The 18,684-nt window shown below is 40.7% G+C and carries 15 protein-coding genes; 12 read left to right on the top strand and 3 right to left on the bottom strand.

What is annotated here, in order from left to right:
- Positions 1-8: 8 nt before the first annotated feature.
- From atzF to AC1M86_RS05620, 6 genes are all read left to right on the top strand, one after another.
- Positions 9-1,817 (top strand): allophanate hydrolase, encoded by a 1,809-nt coding sequence (gene atzF / locus AC1M86_RS05645; RefSeq protein WP_481607465.1) that lies wholly within the window; start codon positions 9-11, stop codon positions 1,815-1,817.
- Entirely contained in the window at positions 1,814-2,830 is a 1,017-nt protein-coding gene (locus tag AC1M86_RS05640) for an ABC transporter substrate-binding protein (protein WP_481607464.1), read from the top strand. Before atzF ends, AC1M86_RS05640 begins: the two co-directional genes overlap by 4 nt.
- 270 nt (positions 2,831-3,100) lie before the next feature.
- Positions 3,101-3,349 carry a TIGR03643 family protein gene (locus AC1M86_RS05635; RefSeq protein ID WP_481587095.1) on the top strand — a complete coding sequence of 83 codons (249 nt, stop codon included), beginning with the start codon at positions 3,101-3,103 and terminating at the stop codon, positions 3,347-3,349.
- Positions 3,350-3,369: 20 nt separating this feature from the next.
- A complete protein-coding gene (locus AC1M86_RS05630) occupies positions 3,370-4,539 on the top strand; it encodes an efflux RND transporter periplasmic adaptor subunit (RefSeq protein WP_481607463.1) in 1,170 nt (389 codons plus the stop codon).
- A gap of 2 nt (positions 4,540-4,541) precedes the next feature.
- Positions 4,542-5,753, top strand: coding sequence for an ABC transporter permease (locus tag AC1M86_RS05625; RefSeq protein ID WP_481607462.1), 1,212 nt, complete (start codon positions 4,542-4,544; stop codon positions 5,751-5,753).
- On the top strand, positions 5,746-6,450 hold the full coding sequence (locus tag AC1M86_RS05620) for an ABC transporter ATP-binding protein (protein ID WP_481607461.1): 705 nt from the start codon (positions 5,746-5,748) through the stop codon (positions 6,448-6,450). The genes AC1M86_RS05625 and AC1M86_RS05620 overlap by 8 nt, the downstream gene beginning before the upstream one ends.
- A gap of 91 nt (positions 6,451-6,541) precedes the next feature.
- Here AC1M86_RS05620 and AC1M86_RS05615 read toward each other — a convergent pair whose 3' ends face one another.
- Positions 6,542-7,435 (bottom strand): ABC transporter ATP-binding protein, encoded by an 894-nt coding sequence (locus tag AC1M86_RS05615; protein ID WP_481607460.1) that lies wholly within the window; start codon positions 7,433-7,435, stop codon positions 6,542-6,544.
- Positions 7,435-8,379 carry an ABC transporter permease gene (locus AC1M86_RS05610; protein WP_481607459.1) on the bottom strand — a complete coding sequence of 315 codons (945 nt, stop codon included), beginning with the start codon at positions 8,377-8,379 and terminating at the stop codon, positions 7,435-7,437. Before AC1M86_RS05610 ends, AC1M86_RS05615 begins: the two co-directional genes overlap by 1 nt.
- Positions 8,380-8,619: 240 nt before the next feature.
- Between AC1M86_RS05610 and AC1M86_RS05605 the strand changes: the two genes are divergently transcribed.
- The 5 genes from AC1M86_RS05605 (at position 8,620) to AC1M86_RS05585 (ending at position 15,757) form a co-directional block, all read left to right on the top strand.
- Positions 8,620-9,057 carry a cation efflux protein, CzcI-like gene (locus AC1M86_RS05605; protein WP_481607458.1) on the top strand — a complete coding sequence of 146 codons (438 nt, stop codon included), beginning with the start codon at positions 8,620-8,622 and terminating at the stop codon, positions 9,055-9,057.
- A 46-nt stretch (positions 9,058-9,103) separates the two neighbouring features.
- Positions 9,104-10,423: a TolC family protein gene (locus AC1M86_RS05600; RefSeq protein ID WP_481607457.1), complete on the top strand. Its 1,320-nt coding sequence runs from the start codon at positions 9,104-9,106 to the stop codon at positions 10,421-10,423.
- Position 10,424: 1 nt separating this feature from the next.
- A complete protein-coding gene (locus AC1M86_RS05595; RefSeq protein ID WP_481607456.1) occupies positions 10,425-11,642 on the top strand; it encodes an efflux RND transporter periplasmic adaptor subunit in 1,218 nt (405 codons plus the stop codon).
- Positions 11,632-14,775, top strand: coding sequence for an efflux RND transporter permease subunit (locus tag AC1M86_RS05590; RefSeq protein ID WP_481607455.1), 3,144 nt, complete (start codon positions 11,632-11,634; stop codon positions 14,773-14,775). The genes AC1M86_RS05595 and AC1M86_RS05590 overlap by 11 nt, the downstream gene beginning before the upstream one ends.
- A gap of 76 nt (positions 14,776-14,851) precedes the next feature.
- Positions 14,852-15,757, top strand: a complete 906-nt coding sequence (locus tag AC1M86_RS05585) for a cation diffusion facilitator family transporter (RefSeq protein ID WP_481607454.1) — start codon at positions 14,852-14,854, stop codon at positions 15,755-15,757.
- A gap of 49 nt (positions 15,758-15,806) precedes the next feature.
- Here AC1M86_RS05585 and AC1M86_RS05580 read toward each other — a convergent pair whose 3' ends face one another.
- Positions 15,807-17,222: an LLM class flavin-dependent oxidoreductase gene (locus tag AC1M86_RS05580; RefSeq protein ID WP_481607453.1), complete on the bottom strand. Its 1,416-nt coding sequence runs from the start codon at positions 17,220-17,222 to the stop codon at positions 15,807-15,809.
- Between the two features lie 208 nt (positions 17,223-17,430).
- Between AC1M86_RS05580 and AC1M86_RS05575 the strand changes: the two genes are divergently transcribed.
- Positions 17,431-18,681, top strand: a complete 1,251-nt coding sequence (locus AC1M86_RS05575; RefSeq protein WP_481588244.1) for an SfnB family sulfur acquisition oxidoreductase — start codon at positions 17,431-17,433, stop codon at positions 18,679-18,681.
- Positions 18,682-18,684: the final 3 nt, after the last annotated feature.

The raw sequence follows: 18,684 nt of genomic DNA, 5'->3' as shown, positions 1-18,684 counted from the left end.
GCACCGCCGTGCAGACATTATGGACTATACAAGATTGGCAACAGGCTTATGCAAATCAAACTATTCAACTGAATGATTTGAAGCGTTATGTTGCTGAATTCTCCAATGATGATCACGCTTGGATTTCAATAGCCAGTGCTGAGCAAATACAGGCGCAGATTGATGCATTGGCCCATCAGGATATTGCTGATCTTCCGTTATATGGCGTGCCATTTGCTGTCAAAGACAATATTGATGTTGCTGGATTCTATACCACTGCGGCGTGTCCAGATGCGGCTTATTTAGCAATGCAAGATGCAACCGTAGTGGCTAAGCTTAAATCTGCTGGTGCAATCGTGGTGGGCAAGACCAATCTAGATCAATTTGCCACGGGATTGGTTGGCGTGCGTTCACCCTATGGGGCTGTAAAAAACAGTTTCAATCCGGATTATATTAGCGGTGGATCAAGCTCTGGCTCAGCGGTTGCAGTAGCAAATGGATATGTACCATTCGCCCTCGGTACTGATACAGCAGGTTCTGGCAGAGTTCCCGCGGGTTTCAATAATATTGTCGGACTCAAACCAACCAAAGGCTGGTTTTCAGCCACAGGTTTAATCCCTGCATGTCGAAGTATTGATGTGATCTCAATTTTTGCAACTCAAGTAGACGATGCTTGGGCGGTAGCGCAATTGATGCAAGGTTATGATGCGACCGATGCTTATTCAAGACAGCATCCGAGAACAGCCCCGACACAATTTTCGAAGGGCAAGATTGCAATCCCAGATCACTTAGAATTTTATGGTGATACTCAAAGTGAGCAAGCATTTCAAACAGCCATTGCTCGAATGAAATCGCTCGGATTTCAAGTTGAAGAGATTGATTTCACAGTATTTAATCAATTGGCTGCTGCATTGTATAACCGCTCATGGGTTGCGGAGCGTACGCATGCCGTCGAACACAAAGTTCGACGTGAGCAATGTCATCCAGTAATTAAGCAAATTATTGATCAAGCTGATCACTTCAATGCTGTAGATGTGATGCAAGATGAGTATCAGCGTGCAGAATGGGCTAGGCAGATCAATCATCAATTAGAAAATTATGATGCGTTGATGGTGCCAACAGCTCCTACGATTTATCGCATTGCAGATGTTGAAGCAGATCCGATCCAAAAGAATTCGCATATGGGGGCTTATACGAATTTTGTTAATTTTGCTGATTTATCAGCATTGGCACTCCCAAATGTCATCCGTGATGATGGTTTGCCAAGTGGTATCACTTTAGTTGCTGGCGCTTGGATGGATCAAGCTTTGGCACACTTCGGTCAGCAATGGCAAGCGACTTCAGGATTAAATTTAGCAACGTCAAAGCAAGGCTATCAAATTCATAAATCAATAGGATCTGAGCACACCGTTAAATTGGCAGTGGTGGGAGCACATCTTACAGGCATGCCGCTGAATTTTCAGTTAACGAGCAGACAAGCCACCTTGGTTAAAAAAACGCGTACTGCGCCGTATTACAAACTATTTGCTTTAAAAAATACTCAGCCACCTAAGCCGGGGCTACAACGAGATACATCAGGTCATTCTATTGAAGTGGAAGTGTGGGATGTACCAAGAGCATTGTTCGGTGACATTGTTGCTGAAGTCCCAGCACCACTTGGTATTGGCAATGTCCAACTCATTGATGGAACATGGGTGAAAGGTTTTATATGTGAAAACCATGCTTTAGCAGATGCACTTGATATCAGTCACTTTGGTGGATGGCGTGATTATATTCAAGCCTTAATTTTTACCAATACTAAATTTAAGTGCACGAGCATTGGTGAGGTGGTGCAATGAAAACGATGGTTTGGGGAGTCATTGGAACTGCACTGTTATTCGTGGGTTGTGATAAAACCGCAAAAATTCCAGAACCAAGTCAACATGCTCAAGCCGAAAAATCAATGCAACCGATTCGGATTGGTTACAGTGATTGGCCGGGATGGGTGGCATGGCAAGTTGCTATTGAGAAAGGGTGGTTTAAAGAAGCTGGATTAAACGTAGAGTTTAAATGGTTTGATTATTCAGCCTCTATGAATGCTTTTGCAGCAAACCAATTGGATGCGGTTTCTGTTTCACATGGGGATAATTTGGTCATTGCCTCAGGTGGAACGCGGGGCATTATGATTTTAGCAACTGATTATTCATCAGGGAATGATGTCATTCTTGCAAAAGAGGGCATTCATAGTGTGGCAGATCTTAAGGGTAAAACGATTGCAGTCGAAAAAGGGCTGGTCGATCATAATTTATTGAATACCGCACTTTCAGATCAAAATATATCAGCCAATGAAATCAAACTGATTAATGCAGCAACCAACGAATTACCCCAAGTGTTTAGCAGCCCAGATGTGGATGCCATCGCTGTATGGCAACCTGTAGCAAATCAAGCTTTAAAAAGCGTAGCTGGGTCCAAAATCATCTATAGTTCTCAAGATAAACCAGGATTGATCTATGATACGTTGACGGTAAATATGACGCATTTATCTAGGCATCAAGCAGAGTGGAAAAAAGTGCTACAAGTATGGGATCGAACCGTCAAATTTATTCAAGACCCTGTGACGAGAAGCGATGCTTTGATGATTATGTCAAAGCGTGTTGGTGTTGAACCTGAGCAATATGAACAATTTATTCAAGGCACACATTTGTTGGATCTTGAGGCAAATCAAAAGGTATTTAAACGCTCTTCAACTTTAGATTCTATTTATGGATCAACTTATCATGTCAATAAGTTTAATCTTGAAAATGGAGTTTATACGGTAAAACTAGATATTGATGGACTGATTTATCCAAAATTGGTTGAGTCATTTAAATAAAAAAAGCCCAGTGCAGAGGGGCTTGCACTGGGCACAAAGTTGGACTGAATGATTGGTCGGTAGAGCAACAGAGTTGCCTACCTTGTATGGATTAAGAATAGATAAAAATGGAAAAACTAGGAAACGGATTAAAATCATAAAATCAATCGTTTTATACAATGAATGCGTTAGCGTGTATGAAGTGTCTATAAATCAACAAAAAATCACATATTTTTCACGAATGAACGCTTAACATCAACGTTTGATGCGAATGAAAAAGGATCATGTGCGTTGTATACAACAGCTGATATTTCCAGAATTATTGAAATGGCGTGGGAAGATCGGACACCCTTCGAAGCCATTCTGCTGGAATACGGATTAAACGAAAGTGCAGTCATTCGATTGATGCGACAACAATTAAAAAAAAGTAGTTTTGAAATGTGGCGTAAACGTGTTGCGGGGCGGAATACCAAGCATCTTCACAAGCGCTCACCAGATATTTTAAGAGCTTACTGTACTCGACAATATAAACTGAAGTAGGCCTATTGGGAGATAAAGCTTTGCGTATTTTAAAACAACGAAAATGGTGGATTCTCATTCTGCTCATTTCGATGGGTGGGATATATTTCATTTTCCGTTGGTGGCAAGGTCCTGTAGTCGAAACTTACCTAATCGAAGAAAAACCACTGATTCAAACAGTGGTTGCTTCAGGTCGTGCTGAAAATGTAGCACGTAGTGAAATTGGGAGTGAAATTTCGGGTGTGGTGATTGAGCGACGCGTGCAAGAAGGTCAACGAATAGCAGCAGGAGATGTACTGTTAATTATTCAATATGATGATTTAAAAGCACAAGTCCGTGAAGCAGAAGTTGCGCTAGAGGAATTGCGGAAAATTCGCTATCCACAAGCGCAGGTTGAATTGAAAACGGCAGAATTCCAATTACAACAAGCCAGTCGCGAAGCAAGACGTCGTCAGCAAACGGAACCGGGAGTGCTTTCTGTTGAAGAAAAAGAGCAAGCTTTAGAAGCTGAACGCTTAGCCAGAAATCAATTATCTGCGGCAAAACTGAAGGCGCAAAGCCTTGCTCCAGGTCAAGTTGAAGAAAAAACCTTAAGCGAAAGATTAAATGCGCTACGTGCCCAATTGGCAAAAAGTGAAATTCGGGCACAAGTCTCGGGTACGATCTTGACGCGTGAAGTTGAAAAAGGGGATGCGATTCAACCTGGAAAAGTGCTCTTTACAGTCGCAGTTGATAGTCCAACGCAAATTAAAGTGGCGGTCGATGAGCAAAATTTACCTTATCTGAAATTAGGTCAAAAAGCGGAAGTGATTGCAGATGCTTATCCAGAGCAAGCATTTCCAGCTGAAGTTAACTTTATTGCACCTAATATTGATCCTCAACGTGGTACGGTTGAAGTCAAATTGTCGGTGAACTCTGTACCCAATTTTTTGAAGCAAGATATGACAGTCTCAGTGAATGTCGAAACAGCACGTCGAAATAAAACCAAAGTAATAGCCAATGATGCGCTTATTGACCCTTCAACCACGCAAGCTGAAGTTATGGTGATAAGAGAGGGTAAGGTCCAACGTCAATCTGTAAAATTAGGGTTGCGTGGAACCACCATGACTGAAATTTTATCAGGGTTGGATCACAATGATCAGGTCGTTATAAAGCCTGATCAAGTAAAAGCGGATCAGCGTGTCAGAACTAAGCAGGTACAAGCACTTTGAAGATGAAGCGTTTATGGACCAATTGGCTCATCGCTGTTGGGTTTTTACGCGAGGGTCGCAGTCAAACACTGATGATTATTGGTGGTGTTGCTATTGGTGTTGCCATTATTGTCTTTATTAGTGCATTAATTCAGGGGCTTCAGTCCAATTTGATTGAGCGTACGTTGGGCACTCAGGCACATATTAGTTTACATGCACCAGATGAGGTCAATCGCGTCGTTAAAGTGCCTGAGGGCGTAGCACACATCATCCATGAAGATCAAAGGGCTCAAAGACTCAAGTCGATCAATAACTGGCAAGAAGTTCTTGAAAATCTAGACAATATCAAGACGCTCAATGCCGTTTCTCCCATGGTTTCAGGACCTGCACTGGTAAAACGGGGGGAAGCGATTCAGTCAGTCGCGATTATGGGGATTGATTTACCACGTTATCAACGTATTGTACCTTTGCAAGAGTATCTAAAAACTGGTCAGCTTCGTTTAAAAGCAGATGATGTACTCATCGGAAGTGAGTTGGCCAAAGACCTTGGTGTGCGCGTAGGCAGTAAAATTCGCGTTGATAACGGTCAAGATATTAACGCCGTCATGAATGTAACGGGTATTTTTGAACTCGGGGTCAAAGAACTAGACTCACGCTATATGTATATCGATCTAAAGCGGGCACAGTCTTTATTGGGTTTGCCGGGTGGGGTTACCATTATTGATCTTCGTATTTCTGATATTTTCTCCGCAGATCAGGTCGCAACGCAAATTCATCGTCTCACTGGATTAAAAGCTGAAAGTTGGATTGAAAGTAATGCGCAATTGATGAATGCGATTTCAGCGCAAAGTCTTTCAACCAATATGATTATTATATTTGTTGGAATATCTGTTGCATTTGCGATCGCCAGCGTACTCTCCATTACAGTGGTACAGCGTACACGTGAGATCGGAATCTTGCGTGCGACAGGTGCGAGCCGAGAACAAATTTTGATGATCTTTCTCATTCAAGGTGCGATTTTCGGCTTAATTGGTTCTATTGTTGGAATCCTGACCAGTTATGCATTGGTTTGGTCATTTAATGAATTTGGCCCAGGGTTATTCTACATTCCAATTTCACCTTATTTGATTGGATCCGCTTTATTACTTGCAACATTGAGCGGTTTAATTGCAGCGGCGATTCCTGCCCGTCGTGCAGCGCGTTTAGATCCTGTGGAGGCAATCCGTCATGTCTAATCATGATGAAGTACTACGTTTAGAGGCTTTGAAAAAGTCTTATAACATTGGACAACCCAATGAAATTGAAGTGCTGCATGGGATTGATTTTGCGATACATCGTCAAGATTTTGCTGCGTTAATTGGACCTTCAGGTTCAGGTAAAAGTACGTTATTAAATATTTTAGGTTTATTGGATCAACCCACCAGTGGTGAAATTTATTTACTTGGTCAACCAACCAGTCAAATGGAAGATCAACAAAGAACGGAATTGCGTGGAAAGAGCATTGGATTTGTGTTTCAGTTTCATCATTTGATTCAAGCGTTCACCGTTATTGAGAATGTTTTGATGCCTCTAATGTTGGCGCATGGCAAACCCAATCAGCAAGCTTTAGATCGGGCACATGATTTGTTAAAAGCGGTAGGATTGGGTCAATTTGCACAACGAAAAGCCAGTCAACTTTCTGGTGGGCAGCAACAACGTGTCGCAATCGCCAGAGCTTTAATCACACAGCCTGCTTTACTCCTCGCTGATGAACCTACAGGTAATTTGGACAGTCAAACAGCGAGCGAAGTCTTTGAGCTGTTTCGTGAAGTAAATGAGCAACAAAATTGTGCGGTATTGTTAGTGACCCATGATCCACGATTATCCGCTACATGTGATCGAACCATTCAACTGGTAGATGGGCGAATTGAACGTGATGAAATGAAGTCGTGATTAATCCAAGTCTGCATTTAAAATAGTGTGGTCAAAAGGATTGATGTTGCATGCTTTATCCTGACCGTTTGTGTGATCAGGATATAGCGCCTTATTTAGAATGACTGACCTTGGTCATTCTTGGAATTTTAGGTAAGTCTGCGAGAGCTGGATCAAGTTCATCTTCTTCAGCATGTACCAAAGCATCTACACGTTGTCTTAAATATTTAAATTTTTCAGTGAGCATCAATTCATGCTGACGTGGTCTTGGTAGATCAACCTCAATGATTTCCTTAATTTCGCCAGGATTGGCCTTCAATGCCACAATCCGATCGGCCAGTAAAATCGCCTCGTCCATATCGTGTGTCACAAAAATAATCGTGATATCGATATTGGCCCAAAGATCGATCAGATGCTTTTGCATTTTTTGACGCGTATGAGGATCTAAAGCCCCAAAGGGTTCATCCATTAAGAGAATTTTTGGCTGATTCACGAGCGCGCGAGCGATGGCAACGCGTTGTTTCATCCCTCCTGAAAGTTCATGAGGGTATTGCTGCTCAAATTTTTCAAGTCCGATAATGTTGATCCATTCGCGGGCTTGCGCCTCAGCTGTAGCATTGCTGGCACCTCGCATGAGTGGACCAAACATGACATTTTCTTTTACCGTTTTCCATGGAAACAGTGTGTAGCCTTGGAAAACCATGCCACGCTCTGGACTCGGTCCTGTGATGGTTTCACCGTCTACCAGTAATTCACCACTGGTATATGGATCAAGACCTGCCACAATACGGCTAAAGGTAGATTTACCGCATCCTGAAGGACCAATAACACAGATAAATTCACGTTTATGAATTTTTAAATCTAAAGTATTTAAAATGGTGCGCTCAGTTTTTCCGTGGCTAAACTTTTGGGTGAGATTTTTTGCTTCTAAAATGACGGGACGAGCGTAAATTTTGTCAAAGTAAGCGCGGGCATCAAAATCTGAGGGTTGAAGTGCTGAAGACATTAGCGAACTCCCGTTTTCCATTTAAATAATTGCTGTCCAAGTTTCATTAAAATCACGTCGCAAATCAGACCAATCAAACCGATAATCAAAATTGCGGCGAAAACATTGTCAAAGTTTTGATAGCGAGCTTGTTGAGTGATGAACCACGTGATACCGGATGTACTTCCTATGAGTTCTGCAACGATTAAATAGGTCCAAGCCCAACCTAAAAGTACACGAAGGTTTCGATAAATTTCTGGGAGTGCAGCAGGGATGACTACATAAAATAAACTTTTGATTTTGTTGGTTCCTAAGGTGAATCCAGCTTCAATAAGACTGCGGTCGACCAGACGGGTGGTATTGGCAATAATCAGAATTTGTTGGAATAAGGTACCAATCACAATAATGGCAATTTTAGGTGCGTCATTAATGCCCAAAATCGCAACAGCAAGAGCGCCAAAGGCTGGTGCAGGCAGATAGCGAAAGAACTCTACAAAAGGTTCAGTTAATTGAGAAATTTTATGAGAAAAACCGCAAAGAATACCCAAAGGAATACCAATCAAAGAAGAAATAAAAAATGCGGTAAACACCAGTTTAATGCTGTGCCATAAACTTTCATGAAACCATGGTGCATTTGCTTGAGCGGGTGGCGTTGTAAATGCGGTCACTAAGGCTGTAGCGACTTCATCTGGTGCGGGTAGATAAATGGGATTGACCAAAATTCCCCGAGGTGGTGGGAGTCCTTGATCGACTGCCAATTGCGCTTCAGCATAATAAACTTCTCTACTGACACGGCTATCGACTTGTAAAAATGTTGTGCTACCAGAATCTGTGATTTGAACTTGGGGATGCCAAATAAAAGGCAGATAACTCACTGCACACCAGATTAAAATTGGAATTAAAAACGATCCAAAACCAAGCAAAAATTTATGCTTTTGACTCAATTCTCGTGCAACATAGCTCATCGTTGCCACCTCAGTAATACAAAAAATAAAATTCGTATGATTAGGTTGCAAAATCGATGCCATTTTCGAAGCGTGCTTTAAAAGCGCTAAATTTTTAAGTTTTCATTCATTTTTCTTATGTACATTCTTTCAATATCAAGGTTTCGATCATCAAAATATGATGGAGAATTACAACTCTTCACTTGATGGTGATCACTATCACGTTTTAAATGCAGATAGAAAAGATGAGAGCCTGCTTAAATGAGATCGGCTAAATTTGTGACATTCTTAGCATGTATGTTCATGTTCCAAAGCCTTTGGAATGTGGCGGCGGCTTTTTGTGTTCATGAAAGCGACTCAACATCGACACAAAGTTTTCACTTTGGTCATCATCAACCTGTACTTTGCCAAGCCGATCTTTCAAATAAAAGTCCGAAGTCCCAAATTGAAAAAGGCTTCGCGCTTGGTGATGATCAAAGCGTGACGCTAGAAGAAAAAGCGCAAATCGATGTTTTGGATCATCAAGATCATCTGCCGTCAATGTCTCAGTTTATTCTTGCTGTAAACGAGAATTTGCCTTCATCACAACACATCGAAAAGATTTACCAAAATCACTTTCTTTGGATTAATGCCTATCAATCGCCTCATTTAGGTAAAATCCCTCCGCCTCCTGAATTAACCCCGCTATTGGTGGGGTAGCCTAAAAATTTCCCACCACTTATTTTTAAATTAGTGGGAAATTCACATGTCTTTTAAATTAAAACATTCTATTCGATTATGGCTGGTTTTAGGTTCGCTTAGTTTGGGTGCAAATGCTCAAGCAATGACAGTCAATTCGCTTGAACAAGCACTCGTTCAAGTGTCTCAATATCAACAATCAGAACAGATTTGGCAGCAACGACAACAAATGTCAGAACTTGCAGTCAAGCAAAGTGGACTTTGGCAAAACCCGACTATCAATCTCTCTCGAGATGGTTTTGGTTCGAGTCAAGATCAAGAATTGAGTCTTGGTATTATTCAGCCGATCGACATTTTTGGTCAAAGACGGATTCAAAAAAATATAGCGCGTTTGGCTGGGCAACAAAATGAATTGCAAGAAAAGTTGTGGGAAGCACAAAGCCAATTAATCGTGAAGTATGCTTGGTCACAGTTTTTAATTTCGCAATCTGAAGCACAAATTCAAAAGTCTCAACTGCAAGTCAGTCGTGAAACTTTAGACAGCGCTAAAAAACGATATCAGGCAGGAAGCATAGCCTTGGTTGAGTATGAACGAGCGCAGATTGAAGCGGCAGAAAATGAACGCAATTATCAGCAAGCCATTTTAAATAAAGAAATTGCGAAACGTAATCTTTCTAATCTCTGGGGAGAAACTGAAGCAGAGGTGAAGGTTGATTCAAATCGGATTTATTGGCCTGACCAAGTTGAACAGAATGTTCAAAATTATATTTCTGCAGGTTATTTAGAAAAGCTTTATGCACTCAATGTTGTGCAGGCTAATCAACGAATTGAGCAGCTTAAAGTAAAAGCAAAACCAAATCCAAACTTGAATGTAGGGATGACGCGAACAAAAGCGCCCAATGAGACAAACGATACTAGTTTATCTGTGGGTGTCGATATTCCGTTCAATATTTTTAATCGTCAGCAATACGAAATTCCGCTTGCTCAACGCCAGCAATCTCTACTTGAGCGTCAACAACAAAGAGAACTCAAACAACAAATTTTAGAGATTGCAAACTTATTTCATCAGGTGCGTGGCTTAAAACTGCAGTATGACGCTGTACTGAGACAAAAAGACTTGTCTGAAAAAGTACAGACGCGCTCTTTGCTTGGTTTTAAAAATGGAAAACTTTCAATCACTGAGGTGCAACAAGCAACGACACAATTACAAAACATTCGGCTCAGTCAAATTCAGCTCTTAAGAGAGGCATGGCAAACCGCACTTGCTGCTGAGGCATTAAGTATTGGTACCAGTTATGAACAAATTAGTCGTTCGGATGCCTATACCCAATTACTCAAAGAGGCTGTGTCACAGTCAGAAAATTTCATCAATATAGGGGCAGAATAAAATGAGATCTATACAACAAGGAAAAATAAACCAAGCATTCCTCATCGCCCTCATTATTGTGGTGACGGTAGTTATCGGGATTTGGATTTATTTTAAAGATAATAACAAAACAGCAATTGTTGAGAGTGAAGAGCAAGCTGAAACGTCGAATGGCGCAGAAGCTGATCATGCAGAAGAAGGTGAGATTGAACTCACATCTAAACAGTTAGTAGAACATGGTATCAAGATAGAATCAGCTCAATTAGGTGCAATTCCGAGATACACAAACTTGCCTGCAAAATTGATGGTAAATACAGATCAACAAGCGCATATTTCCCCTAATTTTGCTGGTCATGTTGAGCAAGTGAATGTAGCACTGGGACAAGAAGTGACTAAAGGTCAAGTACTTGCATTATTAAGTGTCCCAGAACTTATTGACCAACAAGCGAATTTGAGAATGGCGCAATCCAATTTAGATTTGGCACGCCAAGATATGCAACGTGAACAACGGATGTGGTCGCAGGGGATCTCCGCAAAACAGGATTTGCAACGTGCTGAAAATGCATATCGTCAAGCACAAATCGCAGTGCAAAGTGCCAATGCGCGTTTACAAGCTTTAGGAGCTTCAGCAGGTTCGAATGGTCGTTTTACCATTCGTTCGCCAATCTCGGGCGTGATCAGCCAAAAAGACATTGTGGTGGGTGAAAATGTGCAACTTGCAGATCAGATTTTCATCATCGAACAATTAAAAGATTTATGGCTCGAATTTGTGTTACCTGCAGATGCGAGTAATCAAATTCGTGCACAACAAAATATTCAATTTAAATCTTTACAGTCAGGTCAGACGTATACAGCAGTTGTGCAATCGTTAACGCCGCAAGCAGATGCGCAGACTGGCCGCTTGATTGTTCGCGCCAAAGTTCAAGGAAAGGCAAGTGAGTTAAGACCAAATTTGATGGTAAATGTTGAACTTCAAAGTCCCGATGCATCGAATGTATTACGCGTTGCAAAAAATGCAGTGCAACAAATCGAAGGTAAATCAGCAATATTTATTGTTACAGAACAAAAAAATGGAAAACTCCACTTTAAAGCACAACCCATTGAAGTAGGTGAAATGTCTTCAGATGGTCAATGGGCAGAAATTAAGTCTGGTCTTCAAACGGGGCAAAAATATGTCAATCAAGGCAGCTTCTTACTGAAATCGGAGTTAGAAAAAGGAGAAGCTGACCATGGGCACTAATCATGACATGCCGAAGGCTGAAGGGCTATTTGAGCGAATTATTCAGTTTTCAATTCAACATGCGATTTGGATCATGCTGTTTGCCTGTGCTTGGATTGCTGTTGGAGTTTATAGTTATCAAAAATTGCCAATTGATGCAGTTCCAGACATTACCAATACACAGGTTCAAATTAATACCCAAGCCAATGGATTTACTGCGCTCGAAGTTGAGCAACGCATTACTTATCCAATTGAAAATGCCATGGCGGGGATACCAGATCTTGAATTAACACGTTCGATCTCTAGGTATGGTTTATCTCAGGTCACCATTATCTTCAAAGATGGCACAGATATTTACTGGGCACGTCAACAAATCAATCAGCGTGTGCAAGAGGTTCAATCCGAATTACCTGATGATATCGCACCTACCATGTCTCCAGTATCTACGGGACTGGGTGAAATTTATCAATGGGTATTAAAAGCAGACCCAAAGGCTAAAAAACCTGATGGTGCTTCATACACAGCCATGGATTTACGGGAAATTCAAGATTGGATTGTGCGTCCACAATTGCAACGGGTAAAAGGCGTTGCAGAGGTGAATACTATTGGAGGATTCAATAAAACTTATGTTGTTTCGCCAGACTTGAATCGTATGCAGCAATTACAAGTCAGTTTGACGCAACTTCAACAGGTCCTCACTGAGAACAATGAAAATCGTGGAGCAGGATTTATTGAAGATGGAGGTCAACAACTGACAGTACGAGTTCCTGGAACACTGAATACAATAAAGGATATTGAAAATACAACGGTGGTTACCTTGAATGGAAATCCTGTCCGTGTTTCAGATATTGCTTCAGTGTCGATCGGACATGATCTTAGAACAGGTGGTGCGACCAATAATGGAGAAGAAACCGTACTTGGCATCGCCATGATGATGATGGGTGAAAACAGCCGTAGCGTTGCACAAGCGGTTGATCAAAAAATTCAAGAAATCCAAACCACACTGCCCGAAGGCGTAAAAATTGAAACTGTTTACGATCGTACTACCTTAGTCGAGAAAGCCATTAAGACAGTTCAAAAGAATTTAGTCGAAGGTGCAATTTTGGTGATTGTGATTTTATTCATTTTTTTGGGAAATATTCGAGCAGCTTTAATCACAGCATGCGTGATTCCACTTTCGATGTTATTTACATTATCGGGTATGGCACAGCAAAAGATTAGTGCCAACCTTATGAGTTTAGGTGCTTTGGATTTCGGAATTATTGTAGATGGGGCGGTTGTAATTGTCGAAAACTGTATTCGCCGATTAGCTCATGCCCAAGAACAGTTTAGACGACCGTTAACACGATCAGAGCGATTTAAAGAAGTATTCCTTGCTGCTCGTCAAGCGCGCCGTCCTTTAATTTTTGGTCAAACGATTATTTTAGTGGTGTACTTGCCCATATTTGCTTTAAGTGGTGTTGAAGCAAAAATGTTTCACCCTATGGCACTCACCGTAGTATTAGCTCTTATTGCTGCGATCATTTTATCCATTACTTTTGTTCCTGCTGCAGTGGCTTTATTTGTAACAGGTGAAGTAAAAGAAACTGAAAGTAGATGGATGTTATGGTTAAAGAAAAAATATCTAAAAGCATTAGATATGACTTATTTATATCGAATGGTCATGTTAACACTCGCAGTTAGTATTTTGGTTTTAACAGGGTTGTTGGCGACACGTCTAGGAAGTGAATTCGCACCGCAATTAAGCGAAGGTGATTTTGCTATTCAACAAATGCGTTCACCCAGTACCAGCTTAGAAGAATCATTAAGAATGCAGGAAATGACTGAGAAACTTTTGCTTCAAAATTTTCCAGAAATTAAAAATGTTTTCGCACGAACGGGTACTGCTGAAGTGGCTACAGATGTGATGCCACCCAATTTCTCAGATGGATTCATCATGTTGAAACCTCGCCAAGAGTGGCCGAATCCCAAAGAAAGCTTAGATGATTTAAGGTCACGTATTGAAACTTTTTTGGAGACTTTGCCTGGCAACAATAGTGAATTTTCTCAACCCATTGAATTGCGTTTTAATGAGCTCATTTCTGGAGTCCGCAGTGACATAGGTATAAAAATTTTTGGCGATGATATGCAGGTGTTAAACGATGAAGCTGCCAAAATTGCCAAGATTGTGCAAAAAATCAGTGGCAGTACCGCAGTCAAAGTAGAACAGACTTCAGGTTTACCCTTATTAAATATAGACGTAAATCGTTCTTTAGCAGCGCAATATGGTCTTTCGGTTCGTGAAATACAAAATTTAGTTGCTTCAAGTATCGGTGGTCAACAAGTCGGTGAAATTCTACAAGGCGACCGCCGTTTTGATTTTGTTATTCGACTTACTGATCAAGATCGGACAGTCATGGGGATTGCACAATTACCCATACAACTCCCCAATGGTGGGACAGTAAGACTGGCAGATGTGGCTACAGTTTCAAATATTGATGGTATGAATCAGGTGAGTCGTGAAAATGGCAAGCGTAGGATTATTGTGACGGCAAATGTTGAAGGGCGAGATCTGGGTTCATTTGTCCAAGAGTTGCAATCTAGCCTCACGACATATGATTTACCGAGTGGCTATTGGATTGAATATGGTGGACAGTTTGAGAATTTGGCATCTGCCAAAGCTAGAATGACTATCGTGATTCCATTGGCTTTGATTACGATTTTTATCCTGCTGATGGCTGTATTCAAAAATATAAGAGAAAGTTTATTGGTCTTCACGGGCGTACCCTTTGCTCTCACGGGGGGAGTCTTATTTTTATGGTTACGTGATATTCCCATCTCAATGTCTGCGGGTATTGGTTTTATCGCTTTATCAGGTGTCGCTGTTCTGAATGGACTGGTTATGTTGACCTTTATTAAGGAGCTAAGAAGTGAATACATTTTAAAAGATGCCATTTGGCAAGGTGCAATGTTGCGATTACGTCCTGTGCTGATGACTGCTTTTGTGGCGTCTTTAGGATTTGTTCCAATGGCGCTTGCTACGGGTACGGGTGCTGAAGTACAGCGACCGCTTGCGACAGTGGTTATCGGTGGAATTATTTCATCCACCATACTGACGCTACTACTTTTACCTGTATTGTATAGGTGGATGAATCAAGCAAAAGCAGAACAATAAATTAAACAATAACATTATGTATATGAATCAGAAGCCTCACTTTATTTTAAGTGAGGCTTCTGATGAGGAGTATAAAATGGGTAGTTCGCATAATCATGATCACAGTCATGTGGAAGTCAGTAAAGGCAACGCAAAGAAACTGACTTTTGCTTTAGCCTTAACCACGACATTTTTAATTATTGAAGTTGTTGCTGCATTTATTACTCAAAGTTTAGCTTTATTGTCTGATGCTGCACATATGTTTACTGATGCTGCCGCTTTAGCCATCGCGTTGGTTGCAATTAAGATTGGTCAAAAGCCTGCAGACAATAAGCGAACTTTTGGTTACCAGCGATTTGAAATTTTGGCAGCTCTATTTAATGCGGTGATGTTATTTATCGTTGCAATTTATATTTTGGTAGAAGCGATTCATCGATTAAGTAATCCGCCTGAAATTCAAAGTGTTGGAATGATGATAGTCGCCGTCATTGGCTTAATCATTAATTTAATTTCGATGAAGATTCTTTTTTCGAGTAGTAAAGACAGCCTCAATGTCAAAGGGGCATATCTAGAAGTATTAAGTGATGCACTTGGTTCTGTAGGTGTGATCATCGGGGCTGTAATTATTTATTTTACAGGTTGGGTACTCGTTGACACGATTATTGCAGTCCTGATCGGATTTTGGGTTCTACCACGCGCTTGGATTCTTGCCAAGCAAAGTGTCAACATCCTGCTCGAAGGTGTGCCTGATGAAATTGATATTGAAAAGCTCCGTGCAGATTTATTATCGCTTGAAGGAGTTAAGGACATTCACCAACTCAAAGTTTGGGCGATCACATCCAAAAAAGTCATGCTCACAGTTCATTTGGTTGCACCGAATGTCGATCCTAAACGTTTACATCAACAAGCTTTTGAAATGTTAAGTCATGATCATCATATTACTGAAATGACCTTGCAGATAGAAGATGATGCATATCACCATGAACTAGAACATCAGCATTAAAAAAGCCCCCGAAAGGGGCTTTTTTTAGATTTAGAGAATTTAAATGGATCTACACAGATTCAAGTGAGGCGTTTTTGGTTGTGGTGTGCAGCCCATTCGTTGATGACTTACGGTATTGAGCACCACGATGATCATCTGGAAGTAATGGTCCATGACCAAACAACTTTTCTCTAAGCGTCCCCTTGGTATATTCAGTAGGGTAAACACCGCGACGTTGTAACTCAGGAACGACGTATTCGACCACGTCTTCAAAAGATTGATGTGCCAAAATATAAGCCAAATTGAATCCATCAATGCCAGTTTCATCCACCCATTCTTGAAGACGATCGGCTACTGTGCTTGGTGAGCCGACAATCACGGGGCCGTTTCCACCTACACTGGTCCATTTTGCAATTTCTTCAATGGTCCAAACTTTATCTGGATCTGCTTCTACGTAAGATTGCAACATAGACTGAATGGCATTGGTATGAATATATTCAACCTGGTCTGTAGCTTTGAATTGTGAAAAATCTACACCAGACCACCCTGAAGCGAGTGTTAATCCACCATCATAACTACCGTAAGATTGATACTCTGTAAATTTAGCCTGTGCTTTTTCATCAGTTTCATCGACCACAATCGCAAGCATCGTATAGATTAAAACAGCGTTTGGATCTTTACCTTCTTCAATAAGATTATGGCGAATTCCTTGTGCTAACTTTTTTACAGCAACTTTCGTTGGTGCAGATATAAATACGCATTCTGCATTTTGACTGGCAAATTTTTGTCCACGCTTTGATGCACCTGCTTGGTATAAAACAGGTGTGCGTTGCGGAGAAGGTTCACAGATATGAATACCTGGCACGCTAAAATATTTACCTTCATGTTGGATTGGATGAACTTTGGTGTGATCCGCAAAAATACCAGCGGCTTTGTCGCGTCGTACCGCATCATTTTCCCAAGAACCTTCCCAAAGTTTATATAAAACTTCCAGATACTCATCTGCAATATCATAACGATTGTCGTGACTCACTTGGGTTTTTAAACCTAAGTTTTTAGATCCGCTTTCTAAATATGAAGTCACAATATTCCAACCCGCGCGACCTTTGGTGAGATGATCCAATGTGCTCATACGTCGTGCGAAGGGATAAGGATGTTCGAATGAAATAGAGGTGGTTACACCAAAGCCTAAATGTTGGGTGACTGCTGCCATTGCTGGAACAATCTGAATTGGATCATTCACAGGAACTTGAACAGCACCATTTAAAGCATGTTGAGCCGATTGATGATACACATCATAAATACCCAAAACATCTGCAAGAAAAATACCGTCAAAAATACCTTTTTCTAATATTTTTGCTAAATCAGTCCAATATTCCAAATCTTTATATTCTGTAGAGCGATCGAGCGGATGACGCCATAAGCCTGGGGACTGATGTGCAATGCAATTCATTTCAAAAGCATTAAATCGTATATGTTTAGTCATAATGAAAATATAAAATAATTAAATGTTTATATTTTCATTATATGAAATATCATACTTATTATTTAATGAGAAAAACTGCAATATACATAATAAAAAAATAAATGAATTGATTATGTTTGAAATCAGATTAGTAAATAAAATAATCGTATAAAAAATTAAAATAATTAGTGCTAATTTAATTTTATTCAATTTTTTTGAAGAGAATAAAATGACCGCACAAATAGATATAAAATTGCATGAAGCTGAAATTTCAAAAGAATTCTACCAAATTCATCAGCCAGCGCATGTGATTAAGACAGATCAAGAAGCGATTCAAATCGCACAACAGCTCGCTGAAGATTTTGCAAAGGAAGCCTCCATTCGTGATCATGAACGCCGTTTACCTTTGAGTGAAATTAACAAGTACTCTCAATCAGGGCTTTGGGCAATTAACATTCCAAAGCAATATGGCGGTGCAGGAGCGAGCTACAAGACTCTCGCTGAAGTTGTTAAAACCATTTCTAGCGCTGATCCATCACTAGGTCAAATCGCACAAAATCATTGGGTGTTTTTAGAGCATATCCGTTTAGATGCCACCGAAGAACAAAAACAATTCTTTTTTAAAGCAGTACTGGGTGGAGAGCGTTTGGGGAATGCTTTCTCAGAAAAAGGGTCTAAGACGGTTGCCGATCTCACCACAAAAATCGAATTTGATGCTTCTGGCAATGGGATTGTGAATGGACAAAAATTCTTTGCGACTGGAGCTTTACTGGCACACCGCATTCCAGTTGTTGCGATTGATGCTGAAGGAAAACCATTTGCTGCAATCGTGCCACAAGGGACAGAAGGTGTAAAAATTACCAATGATTGGAGTGGGTTTGGTCAGCGTACAACGGTCAGTGGATCAGTCGAATTAAACAACGTTAAAGTAGATGCAAAATATATCGTTCCAATTTATCAAGCTTTTGTAAGACCGACAGCAGCTGGAGCAATTTCTCAATTTATTCAAGCTGCTGTAGATGCTGGGATTGCACGTGGTGCGATTCAAGAAACGATTCATTACGTTCGTAACTTTGCACGTCCATGGATTGATTCAGGTTTAGATAAAGCAAGTTCAGATCCATATACCATTGCCAATATTGGTGAATTGAAAATTAAGCTGCGTGCTGCTGAAGCTGTTCTGGATTTGGCAGGATTAGCGATTGATTTAGCACTTGCTGAACCGACCGAAGATCATATTAATGAAGCAACATTGCTCGTGGCTGAAGCAAAAGTCTTAACGACTGACATTGCGATTTTAGCAGCGAATAAATTATTTGAGCTTTCTGGCACGCGTTCGACCTTATCGGAATTAAATTTAGATCGTTATTGGCGCAATGCCAGAACACACACTTTGCATGATCCCGTGCGTTGGAAATACAACATTGTAGGAAATTATTTTCTAAATGATGTCCCACCACCACGTCATCCATGGAGCTAAGGA

This window comes from Acinetobacter sp. ANC_7654, from assembly GCF_056779855.1.
This window is presented reverse-complemented; position numbering and strand designations above follow the sequence as displayed.

What these genes read in the sequence shown, in the direction of transcription:
- AC1M86_RS05615 (WP_481607460.1), bottom strand. Translation starts at nt 7,435, where the DNA reads ATGTCTTCAGCACTTCAACCCTCAGATTTTGATGCCCGCGCTTACTTT.
- AC1M86_RS05640 (WP_481607464.1), top strand. Translation starts at nt 1,814, where the DNA reads ATGAAAACGATGGTTTGGGGAGTCATTGGAACTGCACTGTTATTCGTG.
- AC1M86_RS05610 (WP_481607459.1), bottom strand. Translation starts at nt 8,379, where the DNA reads ATGAGCTATGTTGCACGAGAATTGAGTCAAAAGCATAAATTTTTGCTT.
- AC1M86_RS05590 (WP_481607455.1), top strand. Translation starts at nt 11,632, where the DNA reads ATGGGCACTAATCATGACATGCCGAAGGCTGAAGGGCTATTTGAGCGA.
- AC1M86_RS05575 (WP_481588244.1), top strand. Translation starts at nt 17,431, where the DNA reads ATGACCGCACAAATAGATATAAAATTGCATGAAGCTGAAATTTCAAAA.
- AC1M86_RS05595 (WP_481607456.1), top strand. Translation starts at nt 10,425, where the DNA reads ATGAGATCTATACAACAAGGAAAAATAAACCAAGCATTCCTCATCGCC.
- AC1M86_RS05580 (WP_481607453.1), bottom strand. Translation starts at nt 17,222, where the DNA reads ATGACTAAACATATACGATTTAATGCTTTTGAAATGAATTGCATTGCA.
- AC1M86_RS05605 (WP_481607458.1), top strand. Translation starts at nt 8,620, where the DNA reads ATGAGATCGGCTAAATTTGTGACATTCTTAGCATGTATGTTCATGTTC.
- AC1M86_RS05600 (WP_481607457.1), top strand. Translation starts at nt 9,104, where the DNA reads ATGTCTTTTAAATTAAAACATTCTATTCGATTATGGCTGGTTTTAGGT.
- AC1M86_RS05585 (WP_481607454.1), top strand. Translation starts at nt 14,852, where the DNA reads ATGGGTAGTTCGCATAATCATGATCACAGTCATGTGGAAGTCAGTAAA.
- AC1M86_RS05625 (WP_481607462.1), top strand. Translation starts at nt 4,542, where the DNA reads ATGAAGCGTTTATGGACCAATTGGCTCATCGCTGTTGGGTTTTTACGC.
- AC1M86_RS05620 (WP_481607461.1), top strand. Translation starts at nt 5,746, where the DNA reads ATGTCTAATCATGATGAAGTACTACGTTTAGAGGCTTTGAAAAAGTCT.